This is a genomic window from Salinarchaeum chitinilyticum, assembly GCF_055390775.1.
In genome coordinates this window covers 1,266,762-1,284,249 of sequence record NZ_AP043888.1, presented here as the reverse complement: position 1 = coordinate 1,284,249, position 17,488 = coordinate 1,266,762, and the positions used below count along the sequence as shown (strand labels likewise).

General features: G+C 62.5%; 13 protein-coding genes. 5 read left to right on the top strand and 8 right to left on the bottom strand.

The genetic code is table 11. The features are described 5' to 3' along the window. Positions 1-174 precede the first annotated feature (174 nt). Positions 175-840 (top strand): ribonuclease H-like domain-containing protein, encoded by a 666-nt coding sequence (locus ACZ5KP_RS06275; RefSeq protein WP_460921036.1) that lies wholly within the window; start codon positions 175-177, stop codon positions 838-840. A 119-nt stretch (positions 841-959) separates the two neighbouring features. Beyond that, positions 960-1,889: a metallophosphoesterase family protein gene (locus tag ACZ5KP_RS06270; protein WP_460921034.1), complete on the top strand. Its 930-nt coding sequence runs from the start codon at positions 960-962 to the stop codon at positions 1,887-1,889. Between the two features lie 96 nt (positions 1,890-1,985). Here ACZ5KP_RS06270 and ACZ5KP_RS06265 read toward each other — a convergent pair whose 3' ends face one another. The 6 genes from ACZ5KP_RS06265 to ACZ5KP_RS06240 all read right to left on the bottom strand — a co-directional run bounded on the left by ACZ5KP_RS06265 (position 1,986) and on the right by ACZ5KP_RS06240 (position 10,824). Then, complete coding sequence (locus ACZ5KP_RS06265; RefSeq protein WP_460921032.1) at positions 1,986-3,053, bottom strand: ABC transporter permease; 1,068 nt, start codon at positions 3,051-3,053, stop codon at positions 1,986-1,988. Further along, complete coding sequence (locus ACZ5KP_RS06260; protein ID WP_460921030.1) at positions 3,043-4,878, bottom strand: ABC transporter permease family protein; 1,836 nt, start codon at positions 4,876-4,878, stop codon at positions 3,043-3,045. The genes ACZ5KP_RS06265 and ACZ5KP_RS06260 overlap by 11 nt, the downstream gene beginning before the upstream one ends. Before the next feature lie 82 nt (positions 4,879-4,960). Continuing rightward, positions 4,961-5,842 carry an ABC transporter ATP-binding protein gene (locus tag ACZ5KP_RS06255; RefSeq protein ID WP_460921028.1) on the bottom strand — a complete coding sequence of 294 codons (882 nt, stop codon included), beginning with the start codon at positions 5,840-5,842 and terminating at the stop codon, positions 4,961-4,963. A gap of 432 nt (positions 5,843-6,274) precedes the next feature. After that, entirely contained in the window at positions 6,275-8,437 is a 2,163-nt protein-coding gene (locus ACZ5KP_RS06250) for a PAS domain-containing protein (protein WP_460921026.1), read from the bottom strand. A 143-nt stretch (positions 8,438-8,580) separates the two neighbouring features. Continuing rightward, positions 8,581-9,735: a PAS domain-containing protein gene (locus ACZ5KP_RS06245; protein WP_460921024.1), complete on the bottom strand. Its 1,155-nt coding sequence runs from the start codon at positions 9,733-9,735 to the stop codon at positions 8,581-8,583. A gap of 63 nt (positions 9,736-9,798) precedes the next feature. Beyond that, positions 9,799-10,824, bottom strand: a complete 1,026-nt coding sequence (locus ACZ5KP_RS06240; protein ID WP_460921022.1) for a two-component system sensor histidine kinase NtrB — start codon at positions 10,822-10,824, stop codon at positions 9,799-9,801. Between the two features lie 392 nt (positions 10,825-11,216). On the opposite strand from ACZ5KP_RS06240, the gene ACZ5KP_RS06235 reads away from it, so the two are divergent. Both ACZ5KP_RS06235 and ACZ5KP_RS06230 read left to right on the top strand, forming a co-directional pair. Further along, positions 11,217-11,765, top strand: coding sequence for a hypothetical protein (locus ACZ5KP_RS06235; RefSeq protein ID WP_460921020.1), 549 nt, complete (start codon positions 11,217-11,219; stop codon positions 11,763-11,765). Positions 11,766-12,098: 333 nt separating this feature from the next. Then, positions 12,099-12,554 (top strand): ester cyclase, encoded by a 456-nt coding sequence (locus ACZ5KP_RS06230; protein WP_460921018.1) that lies wholly within the window; start codon positions 12,099-12,101, stop codon positions 12,552-12,554. 638 nt (positions 12,555-13,192) lie between these two features. On the opposite strand, the gene ACZ5KP_RS06225 is transcribed toward ACZ5KP_RS06230, so the two are convergent. Further along, on the bottom strand, positions 13,193-15,331 hold the full coding sequence (locus ACZ5KP_RS06225; protein ID WP_460921016.1) for an archaea-specific SMC-related protein: 2,139 nt from the start codon (positions 15,329-15,331) through the stop codon (positions 13,193-13,195). 168 nt (positions 15,332-15,499) lie between these two features. After that, entirely contained in the window at positions 15,500-16,126 is a 627-nt protein-coding gene (gene rdfA, locus ACZ5KP_RS06220; RefSeq protein ID WP_460921014.1) for a rod-determining factor RdfA, read from the bottom strand. 563 nt (positions 16,127-16,689) lie between these two features. On the opposite strand from rdfA, the gene ACZ5KP_RS06215 reads away from it, so the two are divergent. Beyond that, on the top strand, positions 16,690-17,454 hold the full coding sequence (locus ACZ5KP_RS06215) for an IclR family transcriptional regulator (RefSeq protein ID WP_460921012.1): 765 nt from the start codon (positions 16,690-16,692) through the stop codon (positions 17,452-17,454). The last annotated feature ends 34 nt before the right edge of the window (positions 17,455-17,488 follow it).

Below are 17,488 nucleotides of genomic sequence, written 5' to 3'. Positions count from 1 at the left end.
AGGCCCTCGGCGCGCTCTCGGTCGTCTCAGCGGACATATCGCCGAATTCGAGGCGATAGATCGCACTTTCTCTAATAACTCTGACTCAGTAGCCCAGTCGATGATAATCTCTGCCGGGGATTGCATGTCGATCTGATACGAACGTTCAACGGGGGCGGCCATGTAGTATGTGGTATGCACATCGATAGAGGTGATCCGGGATTCAATCGTGTAGCAACGTTAGACATCGAGACGACGCACTTCAAAGCGCACAAGGGAGAGCTCGTATCGATTGGGATTGGCGTACACGAGCGAGGTGACCCAGGGGTCGATGCGAGTTACGAGCTGTTCCACAGGGACGGCAGAGGCGAGGCGGCGCTAATACAGCGGGCGATGGAGCAGCTTTGTACCCTCGATGCCGATGGGCTCGTCTCCTACAACGGGCAGGGTTTCGATCTGTCGTTCATCGATGATCGGCTCGATATTCTGGGGAAAGCATCTACCGTTCCAGAACCTCCAGCATTCGTTCGAGATCAACACGTGGACCTCATCCTTGATCGGAAGCAGAAAGCAGACCGAACTGGGGTATCATGGCCGAGCCTTGAGGACTGTCTACAGTCGTACGATCTCCCGCTTCCGAAAACGTTCTGGCATGATGAACCAATCACAAACAAGCGGTTTGGGGAAGAAGTCGGTCCGACTTATCTCGAAGCGATTTCGGACGGGGCCAATCCCCAGGACGATCTCGTCGAGGCAATTAATCACTATCTTCAGACCGACCTGGAGGCGAACCTCGCACTCTACTACGCCGACATCGGCGACTCGTTTGAATTCCATTCCCTTGGAACCGAGTACCCGTAGACGAGCAGATTGCGGAGCAATCGTGATTGGTGAATCTGTGGTCAAAGGGCACCGGAGAGATACCGAGCTAGCCATCGTCCGGTCCAAACGTTGATTAATGCCCCCTGAGCGGGACGAACATGGGCGAGCAGCGCATTCTGGTGATGGGGGACAATCACGGCGACATTGAATCGGTCCAGCGAGTGGTTGACGAAACGGCTGAGGAGACCTTCGACTTCGCCGTCCACGTCGGCGATCTCACGAATGCCTATTTCGACGGAGTCGAAGCAGGCGTGGAGCAGTTGCAGGATCTCGATGAACTACTTCAGGCTCTGGAAAGCCGCACGTCCGGCGGTTTACTCTACATTTTCGGTAACAGGGATCACGCGAGGGGACTCGACGGAGAATACGTCTACGAACGATGCCAGCTGGAAGCTGGGACACGAATACCACCTGACGGTCACGTAACGGTTGGAGGGCAACGTTTTACACAGAGCCCCGATCTCGTCGATTCTGACGATATTTTGGTTACCCATGGAGAGCGCGTGTGGTTACTCGATCACTTTTCTGGTCGGGCGTATTTCTCGGGCCACGTCCACACCGGCCGGTACAAGGGCCGCTGTCTCAATTCTGCATTCCTGTATCGAACTGATGACCACCAAGCTGAGCCCCTCGTCGGTGGGTATTTCGTTGTAACTGTCCGGGACGAACCGCCGTTCGATGTCGAGCTTCGGAATCTCGACCGGCTGCAGAAGATCATCTGTCCCGACCACCACGAGCGAGGCGTCCTTTTCGCCGCGGACTATCACGACTGCCAGTTCTGCTACGACAACGAGCACCAGTTTCTACGCGAGATGGCGAGTTCAGCTTTCTACGGGCTCACCCAGGGTCGAGACAGGGAGGCCGTCGATCAAGCTGCAATCGTCGAGTACGCCGTGAAGTTGTTCGAAAACCCTCCGGCTGGGTTTGAAGAGAAGTTTACTAGCTATATTGAGAACGTTGGACAGCATCCCAAGGATCCACTCCGGCGCACCAACGACGGCAGAATCGTCACTCCGTCTGCTCTGTAGATGCAATCCCGTCGAGTCGTACTGGCTTCTGGCAACCGTCCTGTGAACTCTTGATGATAGGACAGGAAACGATGATTGCTCCGAACATTCCGTCAATCACCGATCCCCACCCAGCTGCTCCACGGACAGCCGCCCGACCAGCACCCGAACCACCACGAGCGCGAGCGCGCCGGCGAGGAGGTACCCGCCGAGCAGCGTCCAGGTCGTCCCGGTGGGATTCCCGACGGAGAGCTTCGCGACGGTGTTCGCGGGGTGTTCGGGCAGGAGCGACGCGACGATGAACGCCGAGAGGACGCCGACGGAGTAGACCAGCTGGGCCTGCCGGCGGTCCGGGGCGAGCAACGCGATGGCGATGCCGAGGCCGACGATCGCGGCGGTGATCGCGGCGACGAGCCCGAGGATCGCGGGCGCGTTGTCGATCGGGATGCCGTTGACGTGGAGCAGCCCCAGCCAGAGCGCGACCTGGGCGGGCGCGAGCGACGCGGCCGCCAGCAGCTTGCCGTCGAGGATGTCGACGATCGAGACTGGCGCCGCGCGGAGCAGTTCGAAGGTGCCCCGTTCGAGCTCCTCGCTGATGGAGTCGACGGCGATCGAGCCGCTGATGAACACCGGCAGGAAGCAGAGTAGCGGGAGAAGCACCGTGTAGGTGAACCCGACGTAGGGGCTCCCGGAGCTGTCCGCTGGCAGGGCCAGGGGCTCGAACTCGAGCCGGTCGTCGAAGGCGGCGCGGCGATCCCGCTCGAGGGCCTCGAGCCCGTCGCGGAGCCGCGTGACGACGAGCGTGCTCCGGACGCCGGAGTCGGGGACGGCGGCGCGTATCCGCAGCCGGCCGTCCTCGCTCTCGGTGACGGTCAGGAGGGCGTCGTACCGGCCGTCCCGGAAGCGCGTCTGGGCCTCGTCGGCGTCGGCGAAGTGGACCGGCTGGATCCCGTCGACGGACTCGAGCGAGCGGGTGACGTCCTCGCCGCCCTCGCCGGTGATCGCGACGCCGATGGAGCCGCCCTCGACGGAGGAGGGATCGTACATCGAGACGAGCCCGACGACGAGGAAGGATGAGAAGGCCGCGACGAACAGCTGGATCAGAAGTGCGAGGACGATCGTCTTCTCGCTCTTCAGCGCGGCGAGCTCCCGCTTCGCGATCGTGAGCCGGGGATCACGTGGCAAGCGCGATCACCCCGAGGTTGTACGCGGCGTGGACGACGACCGCGACCGCGAGCGCGACCCCGTAGCTGCGCGCGTTCTTGCTCGCGCCGACGGCGCTGATCGCGGCCGTCACGCAGTGGAGCACGAGCGGCGCGAGGAACAGCGCGACCGCCAGCGCCGGCCCGACGCTCGTGGCGGGCGTGAACGCCGCCTGGGCGACCTCGAGCTGGTCGAGCCCGACGAGCTGGACGGCGTGGGTGACCTTCTCCGCGAGGAAGAAGCCCGTCCCGCTCGCGAGGCCGAGTGCGACGGCGGTCCGGAGCCCGCGGTCGAACCGGTCGTGCTCGAAGGCCGCGTAGACGTGGACGCTCTTGGCGACCTCCTCGATCACGGCGACCAGCAGCATGATCGCGGGCAGCGAGACCGCGAGCGGGAGCGCGAACAGGATGGCGACGGCGAGCAGCTCCAGGACGAACACGAAGGGGATGAACAGCGCGGTCATCGCCGCGACGTGCCGGCGCTCGTGGATCCACGCCGCCAGCGCGTCGAGGGCCTTCCGGTGGACCGGCAGCTGCGTGAACATGTCCTCCTCGCGGTAGATGCCGGTGCCCAGCCCGAACAGGACGCCGCTCGCGAGGACGGAGGGACCGGTCGCGAACGCGATCCCGGCGAGCCCAACGCTCGTGCCGTCGAGGTCCATGACCACCAGCGTCAGCGGCGAGATCAGCGCGATCGGCGTCACGTCCGTGAAGATCGCCGGGACGAACACGAACGTCGTGACGAGCACGCTGATCGAGACCGTGAGGAAGGTCAGCTCCTTGTAGGAGCGTGCGAACATCGCGCCGACGAAGGTCAGCCCGAGGAAGAGGAGGCCGATCGGCAACACGGCCAGCACCGACAGCGGGCCGCCGCCGATGAGTGTGGCGATGCCCACCGTGACCGCCGCGATCGCGCCGAGATAGGGCAGCGTCTTCCCGCCCACCACGTCGGTCCGGGTGACCGGCGCGACGAGCAGCAGTTCGCCCCGGCGGTTGCGCCGCTCGTCCATGATCGTCGAGCCGTAGGCCTGGATGACGAAGTTCATCGGCAAGACGAACGCGAACGCGAGCACGAGCGAGCCGAAGGGGAACGGTGCGGCGAGATCCCCCGGCGTGCCGCTCTGGGCGCCCCCGCCGCCGATCCCGACGTCGGGGATCGGGAGCCCGCCGCCGCTCGATCCGCCGGCGGTGCCGTCGGTCGTTCCGCTATCGGTGTCGTCGCTGGTGCCGTCCGTGCCGCTGCCGTCAGCGGTTCCGTCGCCGCTGCCGTCGCCAGTGGTGCCGTCGCTGCCGGTGCCGTCGGTGGCAGTGCCGTCGCCGCCGCCACCGCTACCGTCGGTCGTCCCGCCGTCGTTCGTTCCGCCGGTCCTGGCGTCCCCGCCGGACTGCTCGACGAACACGAGATCGACCAGCACCGGGAACGCCGCCGCCTGGTCGCTCTCCTCGCGGAGGTGCCGGACGTTGTACGCCCGGATCGCCTCCCGGAGCTCCGTCTGCGCCGCGTCGCCGGTCGTCGAGTCCGCGACCCGCACGGTCTCGTCGGTCACGACGAGGTCCGCGCCGCTGCCCTCGCCGACGATCCGCAGCGAGGACCGTTCCTCGATCGCGTCGTGGTAGGGGTGGTCGTCGTCGACGGCGACGGTGTAGAGCCCGGCGTCGAGCTGGCCCGCGCCGCTCGTGATCGCGGGCGCGCCAGCGCCCGCGGCGACGACGGCGACGAGCAGTACGGCGATCGTCTTGCGGTCGATCGTTCCGGTGGCGGTCTGGACCTCCCAGCGCGCGATCCGGAGCAGCTTCCGCAGTCCCACAGTTATCGCCGCCTCCGGTCGGTTCGCAGGCGCGGTGCCGCGTCACTGCAGCTGCGGACAGTCGAGCGATGCGAACGCCGCCTCACGATTCGGCCTCCCGGCCGTCGCCGGCGAGGTCCAGGAAGATCTCCTCGAGGCTCGACCCCTCCGTCCGGACGTCGAGCACCTGTCCGCCCGCCGCGTCGGCGGCCTCCCGAACGTCCTCGATGGCGTCGAAGCTCGTGACGACCAGCTTGTGCCGGCCGTTCTCGCGGACGCTCCCCTCGATCTCCACGTCGGTGTAGACGTGGTAGGCGCTCTCGCCGTACTCCTCGCGGATCGCATCGAGCGTTCCGCGGGCGACGATCTCGCCCTCGTTCATGATCGCGACGCGATCGCAGACGTCCTCGACGTGATAGAGGTTGTGCGCGGAGAACACGACCGTCTTCCCCCGCTCGGCCAGCTCGCCGACGAACCGGTTGACGTAGTTGGTCGTTCTGGGATCGAGCCCACTCGCCGGCTCGTCGAAGATCAGGACGTCGGGATCGTTGACGAGCGCGCGGGCGATCGCGACCTTCCGGGTCATCCCCTTGGACATGTCGCCGATCTTCCGGTCGCGGTGGTCGAGTTCGAGGCGATCGAGGTCGCGCTCGATCCGCTCGGTGGCGGTCTCGCGCGGGACGTCGTAGAGGTCCGCGAAGAATCGGAGGTAGGAGCGCGCGGTCATCTCCTCGTAGAGCGGCGACTCCTCGGGCAGGAAGCCGAGGTTCCGGCGCATCTCCGGGTCGCCGGCGTCCAGGCCAGCGACGGTCGCGGTCCCCTCCGTCGGTTCGAGCAGCCCCGCGAGCATCTTCAGCGTCGTCGTCTTCCCGGCGCCGTTTGGCCCGACGACGCCGAACACCTCGCCGCTCTCGACGGCGAACGTGCTGTCGGCGACCGCGACGAACCCTCCGTACTCCTTCCGGAGGCCAGCGACCTCGATCATTGCGTTGGCCGGTGGTTGGAGGGTGTGGTAGTAAAATGGGTCGGCCCGTCCAGTGGTCGACGTCGCACGTCACACAGCAACGGCCTCGAAAGCCCTCGGCCGGCTCGCGGTCGCGCAGCGACATATCGCCGCCTTCGCGGCGATAGGGATCGCTGCGGCGACCAGGTGAACGCGACCCCGCCTCGCCCTTTCAGTCCACCAGGTGCTGTGGGGGTTACGGGCCGATTCGCGTGGTCGGTCGGGGTCGCGGATCGTGGGTTGGCTGGTGGGCTGGGGCCGGTGTGGAGAATGGGGGACTCGATTCGGGACGTCCACGAGCGACGGGACGTGGCCGAGTGCGGGCGGGATGAACGGCCTACCGAGCCACCATACCAATTCACATGCGGGCCGTGGCTCCCCGTGGCGTACTGATTTCCAGCCGGGCGAGCAGCGTTACTCCGACAGGAAGATCTCGAACCGGACGCCGGTGAGTTGTTCGGCGTCCTTGATCGAGATCGACCCGCCATGGGCCAGAACAATTTGACGAATACTCGCCATCCCCATCCCAATGCCTTCCTCGCCGTTTTTCGTCGAGAATCCCGGCGTGAACACGCGGTCTCGGAGATCGGGATCGATTCCGGGACCGCTATCTTCGTAATACATGCCATCGTCGAGGCTTCCAACCTGGATGTTCACGGTTCCGTTGCCGTGTTCGATCGAGTTCCCGACGAGATTTTCGAGCAATCGTTGATACGCATCGGCGTCTACGTCCAAATGGATCTGCTCTTCGACCGTGAACGATGCAGTCTCCGGAGGATCGACTGTCGTCCAGACTTCTTCGAGGAGCGCCTCGATATCGGTTCGTTCCGTGCTTGAGACGATGTCTCCCGTACGAAGTGAGGTCACGAGATCGTCTCGAAGATCGTCTACGCGCTCGATAGCAGAAGCGGCACTTTCGACGTGCGTCATATCGCCGGTTTCCAGGGCCAACTCCAACCGACCCTGCACGGTCGAAATCGGACTCTGGAGATCGTGAGAGACGAAACTCGTGAATTCGTCGAACCGTTCCTTCCGCTCCCGTAACTCCTGTTCACGCTGCTTCCGTTCGCTCACGTCGTTTGCAGATGCGACGATCCGGGTCACTTCACCGTCGTCAGTGACGGGTCGAAAGCTCCCTTCGACGGTTATCCCGTCGCCGTCTTCCGATGAATGGACCGCCTCGTAAGTTACGTACTCACCGCTTGCGGCGTCGTCGATCCACCGCTTCACATCCGAGGTTTGCTCCTCGGTCCACCACGGCCCGTCCCAGAACTTCTGCCCGAGGACATCCTCACGACTGGCATTGACGTATTCGATCGCTGTATCGTTGACATCCTGTACCGTTCCATCGAGTGTGAGCAACCCGACCAGCAGGTTCGGATCGTTGAATATTGCCTCGAACTGCCGATTACGCTTTTGAAGCGTCTCGTTCCGATCTTGTAGCTTCGAGATGTTCCGTCCTTCCGGGAGTAATTCGGTAACCTCACCATCTTCGTTGGTGACGGGCCGAACCGAGAAGTCGATGTACGCTTCTTCCTCCACACCCTGAATGCGTATCTCGTCGCGGAACATCTCGCCGTCTCGGGCTGTTTCGACCGCTTCCTGGGCGATTGTTTGGGCACTGTCGCTAGAGTCGAACCAAGCAGTCTCCCACAGTTTCGTCCCGACCACAGCGTCGCGCTCGACACCAGCGAAGGAGAGGGCCGTCTCGTTCGCTTCGATGATCGTTCCATCCGGCTCCGTCAGCCCAGTGAACTGATACGTGTTGTTGAAGATGGCGTCCAACCGTCGCTCCCGTTGCTTCTGATCGGTGATGTCGGTGATGAATCCTTCCAGCCTATCAGCCGATTGCTCGGGGGTGATGACACTGCGGCCACGCTCCCATACCCATTTCGTCTCGCCGCCAGCAGTGGTGATGCGGTACGTACATTGGAAGGAGTCGTTGTCCGCGACTGCCCGCCGAATATCTTCAGAGAGTTCGTCCTGGTCGTCGGGGTGGACGATATCCTTTCCCCACGAGACTGTTCCGTTTTCGAGTTGCTCTGTCGTGTGGCCGGTTAGCGCCTCACATTCCCCTTCGACGTTCTCCATCGGCCAGCCCGGTTCGTTCCGACAACGATAGACGACGCCAGGCAGGTTACTGACCAGGGTTTTGAGTCGCCGTTTCTGCCGTTCGACCGCTCGCTGTGAGCGATGGCGTTCGAACGCGTTCTCGATCCGGTTCGCCAACAAGGTGTAGTGGTCGGTCCCCGTTTCCTTCTGGAGGTAGTCCGTGGCGCCAGCGGAGACGGCCTTGCTCGCAACTTCTTCGGATCCCTTGCCAGTGAAGAGGATGAACGGGAGCTCTGGGTAGTCATCTCGGACGCGTTCGAGCAACTCAATGCCGGTCATACCCGGCATATCGTGATCCGAGACGACGCAGTCGGGAGGATCCTGCCGAATCGTTTCGAGTGCAGCCACAGCACTCGTTTCGGTGTTGACGGAGAGGTGCTCGCTTTCCTTCTCCAAGAACTCTGCCGTGAGTTCCGCAAAACCAGGCTCATCATCGACGTGAAGTACCGAAATAGAGCCCGTCACAGTGACTGTTTATCGAACCAACATTATAGAGATTATCCCCAAGCGACGAACTGAACCACCAAACAGCCTTCGAGGAATCGGTTAGCGAAAGTGAGTGCCGAGTGTATCGATGTGGGGCAGTCAGTACGGACGGTGCATGCAGGTCATGGATCCTTCCGCCCGAGTCCGACGACACCGATGACCTCACCATCGTCCTCGACGGGGATACCGGTGAACTCGTAGGGGATCGTGTTGCCTTCCTTCGTCAGCAGGTCGGCTTCCACCACGACACGCTCACCGTCGTCGAGAATCCGATCGATTTCGGCTTCGATCGCGGCCTTCGTGTCCCCCTCGAACAGGTCCATCGGCGTTAGCCCGCGAATCTCCGAGGGCGAATATCCGATGACGTCCTCGAACTCGTCGTTCCAACGAACGTAGTTCAGGTCGTCGTCGAAGACGTAGAATAGGTCGTCGAGGGAGTTGAGCGCGGTTTCCAGAAAACGCTGTTCGCGCCGAAGTGCTTTCTCGCGTGCCTGCCGCTCGGTGATATCACGGACGACGCAGACGTGGCCACCGTCACCCAACTGCGTGAGGCTGAGCTCCTCGACGACGCGTTCGTCGCCGGCCGTGATGCCGACCGACTGACCCGACCAGGTCCCGTCGGATTCGAGCGCTGGAAGGATTTCGGAACGGAAGCGATCGGCCTCCTCGTCGGGGTACAGCGCCTCCCAGTGTTCCCCGAGAATGTCTTCCCGCTCGGCACAGTACACGTCGGCGTAGGCCCGATTCAAATAGACGTACTCGCCGTTCTCGTCGAGGATTCCGATCCCCTCTTGGGCCGATTCTAACGCCTGGAATCCACGGAACACTTCCTGTTCTGCTCTGTACTTCTCGACGAGGTTCTCCACGCGGTTCGCCAGAACAGTGTACTGGTCCGTCCCAGTTCCTTTCTGCAAGTACTCTGTAACGCCAGCTGTGATTGCCTCGCTGGCAATCTCCTCGTCACCTTTCCCTGTGAAGAGGATAAACGGGAGATCCGGATGTTCGTCTCTGACGAGTTCTAGAAAGTCGAGTCCGTCCTGTCCGGGCATCTCGTAGTCGCTGATGACACAGTCGATGTCGTTGTGCTGCAGAACCTGCATCCCGTCATCGACGCTCGTTTCCGTGGAAATCTCGATGTCGTCCCGTTCCCGTTTGAGAAAGGTAGAAACCAACTCGACGAACGAACCGTCGTCGTCCACGTGCAACGCGTGGATTGAATCCGCCCGTGGAGAGAAACTGAGATCGTCAAACTCGCGTATTTCTCCCGATTCGAACATGCTCACTAGTGGTCGCCCTCGTCATATGAATCCTGTTGCCGAGCCGAGTTGAATGGCGTGAAACTATTGAAAATCGATCCCGGTAATCTCGAACCGTGCACCGCCGGCATCGCTCTCGGTGATAGCGATGTCCCAACCGTGGCCGTCCACGATCTGCTTCACGATCGAGAGCCCGTAGCCAGTCCCGTCTTCGCTCGTCGAGTAGCCGTACTCGAAGATATCCTCACGGATCGCTTCTGGAATGCCTGTCCCGTTGTCTTCGACGTAGAGGCCATCCGCATTGGAGAGGCGTCCGACGCGGAGCGTTACATCTTCGCCGACGTGCTCTATCGCATTGTGAAAGAGATTCTCGAATAGACCGTGCAGGCGGCTCTCGTCGGCCTCGATCGTCCCGACATCAGTGCCGATACAGAGCTCGGCATCGCCGGTCGAGACGTTCCGCCACGCCTCCGTGACAACAGTCTCGACATCGACCATTTCGGTGCTGCCAATTGCCTCGCCGTCTTTCGTCAGCTCGGCCACGTCGTCAACGAGTGCGTCGATGCGTTCGAGCGATTCCGCGATCCGGTCGAGCTCCGGAATGTCGTGTTGCTCCTGGGCGAGTTCCGCATGGCCGCGCGCCACGGATAGCGGATTCCGAATGTCGTGCGTGAGGATCTCGGAGAACTCGTCGAGTCGATCTTTCTGGTCGCGGAGGCGCTCTTCTCGCTCTCGACGTTCGGTGATGTCGCGGATGATGCCCGTGAAGTACCGCTCGCCATCGTGTTCGTGCTCGCGCAGGCTGATCAGCGTCGGCACCTCGTGGCCGTCTTTGTGGAGGGCGGGCAGCTCCATCCCGTCCCAGTCGATGTTCTTCTCGCCGGATTCGACGTAGGAGTCCAGCGCAGCCGCGTGCACAGGCTGGAGCCGTTCGGGGATGATCTTCATCTTGGAACTCCCGATCAGTTCCTCCTGTGAGTACCCGAGAATGTCTTCGACGGCCGGATTCGCGTGCACGATATCGCTGTTCTCGTCGATCGTCAGCATCCCCTCCGCTGCGTTTTCCACGAGCGTCTGGTAGAATTCTTCAGACCGAACGGCTGCACCCATCCTATCCATTTGGTGGTCAAATCAGTATACGGGTTTGCGCCCTAAATCTGTGCTGGGCGTTCCTGGATGGCACCTACGACGGAGTCGGTGAGAATCCCTCGGGAGCTTCGACGCTGGTACACTCGAATCGACCACCGCCATTCTGCACGTCACAGATTTCGACGTTGCCCCTGAGCGTTCGTGACGACGGGAACCCGAGAAGCGCCGCGAGCAATCTACAACCCCAGCACACCGAGCGCGGTCGGACTATTCTGTGCGGGCGTGCGAGCGGCTGCTGAGTCAAGACGTGGAGTAGCCTGTGAGCAGTCCTTCGTCTGCCCGCCGTTACTGGCTGCCGTACTGGCCGTCTCTCGGCCGATACGTTTGTAGTAGGCCGTGAGATACGTTGTCGTATGGCGGGGGAAGAGGAGGATGCGGTGGCGTTCGAAGCGTTCAGTCTGCCCGTTCTCGGCGTCCTCTTTGGACTCGCGACGATCGGGAGCGCGGGGAGCATCCTCCTGTTGGGTTCGTCCGTCCCGACGCCAGCAGGCGCCGTCGACGGTGCCATGGAGCAGTATCTCGACTGGATGCGCGTTGCCGTGGCTGCACTCCTCATCGCAGTGGGGCTGGATGTGGTGAGCGGCTTCCTCACTGCAAACTCTGAGCTCGACGTGAATTCGAAGTGGGGCGGCTCCGCGGTCTACGCGATCGCCGTCTGGAGTATGCTCCTGGTCACACTCTGGAACGTCGGGATGTTGGTGTTGCTGCCGATCGCGCGCTCGATCGTTCCCTACCAGGGCTCTCGGTACATGGTGTGGACGTTCGCGATCAGGTTCAGCATCGACGCTATCCTCGTCGTCGCAGCGCTCGTCCTGATTCTCACGGTGGCCGTGCTGGTCCTGCGGCTACTGCTCGATGTGATCGTCTTCGGCATGAGCACGCTCGGGTCCGACGGCGAGTGAGGTGACTGACGGGGCGATCGGTCCACCTCGTGGTGGGACCGATCGGTCGCGAGTGCCCGGTGGCCGACGGCGCGGGGTTGGTTGTGGTGCTGGGTGGTTGGAGCCGGGGAGTGCCGCCGTGCGATCGAGTTCCGGCTCGGTGCGGCGTCGGACCGAACGTCCGCCTGGCGGTGATCCGATCGTGGGGAGTACAGCCGGGTAGATCGTCCCGAAGTAAGCCGGGACCCGCACCGCCCCGGCAGGACGTCGTGGAGCGTTACTCTCGATCTGGTGCTCATAACAATACGCTCTCAAGCCTTCCGTGCTCCCACCTGCCTCCGGGCGGGACCGATTATGGCACTTCAAGAAGACAACGAGACGGTGGCCCGACGCGTGTACGAGGAAATCTGGCAGAACCACAACTACGACGCCATGGAGGAGCTCGTCGCCGAGGACTACGTCCTCCACGACCCCTCGATGCCGGAGGACGAGTCGTGGCCCGGCGGTCACGAGGGCTATCGCATGATGGCCGAAATGGGCGCGGAGATGATCGACGGCGAGCTCGAGATCCAACAGCTCCTCCCGTCCGACGACTACGTCACGATCCGCTGGAGGCAGACCGGCACGCACGTCGGGCAGATGGGCGACGTCGAGCCGACGAACGAGGAGGTGACCGTCACCGGTATCGAGATCGACCGCTTCGAGGACGGGAAGCTCGCCGAGACGTGGCAGGAGGTCGGCATGCTCCCGATGCTGATGCAGATCGGGGCCGTCCCCGACGACCTCTTCGGCGAAGACGTTCCGGCGTAGCGTCGGTCGAGCGGGCGCCCGAACGCTCCGCTTCGGTCGCGAGTGCGTCCCGGGTCGCCGTGCTCCGAACGGGAGTATCGAGGACTGAGCAGCACTCCAGGTACACTCACCAATTTTGCCATAGATCGGCGCGTTCCTGAGCTAGAACAACCGCCGTGTGATGCACCAAAGTATAAGATTAATATATATTCAGTGAAGCTGAGTGCATGGTATTCAGTGTATCCAGCACGGGCGACTGTTCGCCCCTCGGAAGTATCGGACAACTCTTCCAGCAGTCGGGAATCTCCAGACTGCACTCGTGGATCTCGTGACTGTCGGGGCAGGTATCGGCGACGTCGATGGCTGGTGGAAATGTGACGGACGAGCTGCCGTCGTCTTGGACGTAGTACTGCTGTCCGTGTACTACTTCCTTCGTTTCGCCCCGGTGTTCCCGACTGGGTTGCTACTACAGCTCCGTTCGATGGGTCGCTGGTCCGGGAGAAACAGCGCGCAGCCAAAGCATGCCACTGGCAATTGGCTGATCCGTCCAGTCGAATCGGGGGTTCGATCAGTCAGTCGCGTGCACAGTTCGTATTCGGGGTCTCCACTAGTTGCCCCCGGCCATCTGCGGAGATTTACCGGACCGAGATTAGTGTATTCTATTCTGATAAGAAGTCAATATCCTCGGCTTTCCGATGTTTGTAGTCGGTGGCTCCTCTCGCCACCGTCTGCTCGCTGGATTGGACCACGGCCGCGTCTTCCGGGAGCAGAGCAGTGATAAGGAACCCCGTCCGCTGACCGAAGTACCCGAGCAGTTCGGCGATCCGTTCGGCGTCGATCGCTTCGACCGAGTCGAGGACGACGAACGGCACGTCGTCGTACACGCTGTGGACGATGTACCCCGACAGCGCCAGAACGAGTCCGACCACCTTTCGCTCCGATTCGCTCAGCGTCCGGACCGAATCCTCGTAGACGGCACCGTCGTCACCCTCCCGCACGACGGTGAGTTCGAACGTTCCCGGCTCGGCCACGGCGTCGCCGGGTTTGTGGTCGATCCAGATGCGCGCGATGTTCTCGTAATCGAGGACGTCGACGACGCGCTCCATGTGTTCGTTGAACGCCGACGCGAGCGCCTGCTCGGCAGCTTCGACGCGCCCACGGAGCGTCTGGAGGCCCTCAACGACTGCGTCGCGCGCCTCCTCGACGTCCTCGCGATCGTCCACGAGCTGCTGGATTCGCTCGATCTCTGCCTCGACGTCGTCGAGCTCGCTCTCTGCCTGTCCGCGCTCGTACTCCAGCTCCGAGAGGCGTTGATACGCGTCGACCAGATCGCTCTCGCGAAGCGATTCGGTCTCGTCGACGCGGCGTTCGAGCTCCTCGATCTCCGCCGTGAGCTCTTGGACCGATTCGGCGCGTCGCTCGGCCTCCGACCGGTGGTGGTCGATCTGGTCTTCGATCCGTTCGGAGCGGGACTCGAGCCGCTGGTACTCCTCGCGTTCGTCGGCGAGTTCCTGGCGCCGTTCCTGGAGTTCGTCGATCTCGTCTTCGATCTCCCCGACCTCGGCGTGCAGATCGGCGCGGAGGTCGCGAAGGGAGTCGAGCTGGCCCCGAACTGCCTCCACGTCGACGTCGCTTCCACACGTCCAGCACTCGACCGTTTCGTCGGCTGGATTCAGCTGATCGGTGACGCTGTCTGAACCCTCGACAGTCTCGCTCCCGGGGACTCCCTTCCCTCCGATCGCGTCGACGTCGATGTCGTCGTCCTCGAGTACCGTCTCGTTGAATCCGATGATCGCGTCGACGTCGGTGTACGTCGCTTCGCGGTCACGTTTCCGCCGTCGCTGGCGTGCGAGCCGCTCCTCGAGCCGCTCGATCTCTTCTTCTGGGACCGCGGTCGCTTCGAGCGCCGCTTCGACGTCCGTGGCTTCTTCCTCGTACTCGGCGACCTTCTCGCGGTGGTACTCGATCTCGTCGTTCGTCTCGGCGAGTTCGGAACGGAGGTCCTGGAGTCGTTCGAGGAGCTCCTCGGCCTGTTCGGCCTCGGCCTCGCTAGCGTCGTAGGCGTCGACCTCCGCCTCGACGTCCTCGATCTCTGCCTCGATCTCCTCCAGCGTCGTCTGCTTCTGTTGGCGACGGTCACGAAGGGCTGGAAGTCGGTCCGCTTCGTCGTCGATCGTCGCCAGATACTCGTCGACCTGCTGGAGTTGGGATTCGAGGTCGTCGATCCGGCGGTCGACGGCGTCCGTGTCGACCGGTCGCATCAGGAGCTCCCGAAGCTCCGTCGGGTCGCCACCTCGCTCGACGGCCCGTCGCACTGGATTGTCCTCGAGGAGCGCGACGAAGGCGTCGACGACGTCGGCGTCGTCCGAGAGCGGGCTGCCTCCCGCAACGACGCGGTTTCGATCGGTTCGAGTGAACGTACGCGTATACGTTGCTCCGCCGAACTCGAGCTCGACGCGACCCGCGTCGGCGTCCGAGGACAGGGTCGTCGCCGGTGGCGCAGTCGTGTCGGTCCCGAGTGCGGCACAGAGTCCACGGAGTGTCGACGTCCGATTGGTCGCATTGTGGCCGGCGATAGTCGTGATGCCGCCGTCGATCGTGATCTCGCCCGCTTCGACGCCGCCGATCTGTTCGAGCGAGAGCGTGGCGGTCTGGGGTGCGTCGATCGTCGGCGCCTCGACGTCTGTGTCGAAGGACGATTCGATCTCGGTGTCGACGGCGTCGACGTCGAACTCGTCGGCTGGCGCGTCGACGCCACGATCGTCCCCGCGTCGGGATGGTGGATCGAACTGTGACATTCTTAGATCGTCAACGGAGCTGTGTCGGAATCGGTTCCGGATCTACTGGTCATGGGCACGACCACTGCTCCCGCTCGTCACGACTTATAGATTGTGGACGTCGCCGACACCCAGTGGCTTGTCCCGCGGGATCGCGGGTTCGCCGTATCCACCAACGCCCGGTCGGATCTACTCCGACGCGCACGCACAGCCCGTTTCGTCGAGGAGTTCGTCCACGGCGTAGGTCTCGCCACAGTCGGGACAGGTCACCCGTACCGTGAGCGAGGCTTCGAGGGAGCCACTGTCGAGTCGATCTGCCCGTCGGAGGGACTCGAGGGATTGCTCCACGATCGATCTGTCGCGTTCGATGATCGAGGCGATCATCTCCCGCGTTTCCTCGACCGACGGATCGGTTCGCGACCGTGCCGTGTCGACGCCCAGATGGTCGTTGAGGTGTCGGCGTACCGTCTCGTGAGAGACGAACTCGCGCTCGAGCGACGCCACGTCGAGGGTACTTCGATCGAGCGCCGTGGCGATGCGTTCGCGGACGGCGACGTCGACCTGCATCTCTTCTGCGGGGGTGCCGACGATCACAGAGCGGACGGTTCCGGGATCGGCCGCGATCTCCACGTCGGCTTCGCGGAGCGCACTCCCCAGGAGCTGTTCGTCGACGTACTCGGCGAGTTCACGGAGGCTGGCGTCTTCGGTCCGTAGCTGCCGGAGTTCGTCGTCGAGTGTCGTGAGTCCACGTCGGTCAGCGGCAGCGGCCACTTTGCAGCAGTGATCGTCCGCGTCGTCGTGGTCAGGGGCTGCCATGGCGACTCTGCCAGTCGATAGCACGAACGCTCGTATAGGTCTTCATATTGCTCGCTTGCTCGGTTACTGCGGTCCTCACCGTCGACTCCGATGCCGTTTTCGTCTGCCGAGTACCTCCGACAGTTGTCGGGCCATCGAGTCGAATGTCCCGTTGCATGTGACCTGTCCCCGCCCGCCCAAAATTTGACAGACTTGTACTGTCAAATCCGACTGCCGGTATCCGTTCTGTGACCTATGCCGCCAGCCTGAGTCCAGCAATATAGGATTCAATCGATGGATTGTGCACTATTATTGGAATTATTGCTGTTCCTTCCACGTTTGTATCTGCCATCGGTCCCGCCAGCGCTCCTCTCGTTGCGGGTCGGTACCAGTCCGTATACCTTCCGTGGGGGAGTTTCACAAACAGGCTCGAACAGATCGAGATTGGCCACGTTCCTTCGCGTATATTGAATAGCCAGTATTAGCTTCCAATATGGCTGGTTCATGTGGCGATAGAATCTTTCAATGGTGAAATATCGAAGATTCACGACCACGCTTATGAGCAATCGCGAGTGTGGTGGTGTATGGGACAATCGTCGACGGGGAACTCGATCGGCTCGCTGGAGCGCGCGTTCGACATCGTCGCGCTCCTCCGCGAGGAGGGCTCTCTCACGCTCACCGAAATCGCAGAGGAACTCGACGTCCCGACGAGTACGGTACACGTCTACCTCAAGACGCTCGAACAGGAGGGCTTCGTGACCGCAGAGGACAGGCAGTACCGTAACAGCCTGAAATTTCTCGAGATCGGGGGGCAGGTTCGCCAGCAGCTAGACATCTACAGGGCGGCGGCACCGGTCCTCACGGACATCGCGGGAATCACCGGCGAACGTGCTGGATTGGGCGTCGAAGAGAACGGTAAGCGAGTCCTCATCGGCGCGGAAGACGGGCGAGGGGCGGTGAGCGACAATATCCCGATCGGCGAGTTCACCGAGATGCACTGGACGGGGCTCGGAAAGTGTCTGCTGGCGCATCTCCCCGAGCAGCGTCGGGAGGCAATTATCGAGGACAGTGACCTCCCTCGTGCGACCGAGAACACCATCACTGACCCCGGGCGGCTGCGCGAGGAACTCTCGACGATCAGAGACCGAGGGTTCGCGATCGAAGACGAAGAGCGGCGCGACGGCATCCGAAGTGTGGAGGTGCCGATCCTTACGCCGGAGGGTGAGATCATCGCTGCTATCGGCGTGACTGGCCCCGTCAACCGGTTCGGGGCCGAGCAGCTCTCACAGTACATCTCGATGCTTCGGGACAAGGCGAACGAGATCAAACTCAAGACGGTCTACTACTAGACTGGGTCAGTTCGTAGCGGCACCCGCCCCACGT

Bases quoted from the DNA above. Each gene is read 5' to 3' on its own strand.
- ACZ5KP_RS06275 (WP_460921036.1), top strand. From the start codon at position 175: ATGCACATCGATAGAGGTGATCCGGGATTCAATCGTGTAGCAACGTTA.
- ACZ5KP_RS06270 (WP_460921034.1), top strand. From the start codon at position 960: ATGGGCGAGCAGCGCATTCTGGTGATGGGGGACAATCACGGCGACATT.
- ACZ5KP_RS06255 (WP_460921028.1), bottom strand. From the start codon at position 5,842: ATGATCGAGGTCGCTGGCCTCCGGAAGGAGTACGGAGGGTTCGTCGCG.
- ACZ5KP_RS06245 (WP_460921024.1), bottom strand. From the start codon at position 9,735: ATGTTCGAATCGGGAGAAATACGCGAGTTTGACGATCTCAGTTTCTCT.
- ACZ5KP_RS06240 (WP_460921022.1), bottom strand. From the start codon at position 10,824: ATGGGTGCAGCCGTTCGGTCTGAAGAATTCTACCAGACGCTCGTGGAA.
- ACZ5KP_RS06235 (WP_460921020.1), top strand. From the start codon at position 11,217: ATGGCGGGGGAAGAGGAGGATGCGGTGGCGTTCGAAGCGTTCAGTCTG.
- ACZ5KP_RS06230 (WP_460921018.1), top strand. From the start codon at position 12,099: ATGGCACTTCAAGAAGACAACGAGACGGTGGCCCGACGCGTGTACGAG.
- ACZ5KP_RS06225 (WP_460921016.1), bottom strand. From the start codon at position 15,331: ATGTCACAGTTCGATCCACCATCCCGACGCGGGGACGATCGTGGCGTC.
- rdfA (WP_460921014.1), bottom strand. From the start codon at position 16,126: ATGGCAGCCCCTGACCACGACGACGCGGACGATCACTGCTGCAAAGTG.
- ACZ5KP_RS06215 (WP_460921012.1), top strand. From the start codon at position 16,690: ATGGGACAATCGTCGACGGGGAACTCGATCGGCTCGCTGGAGCGCGCG.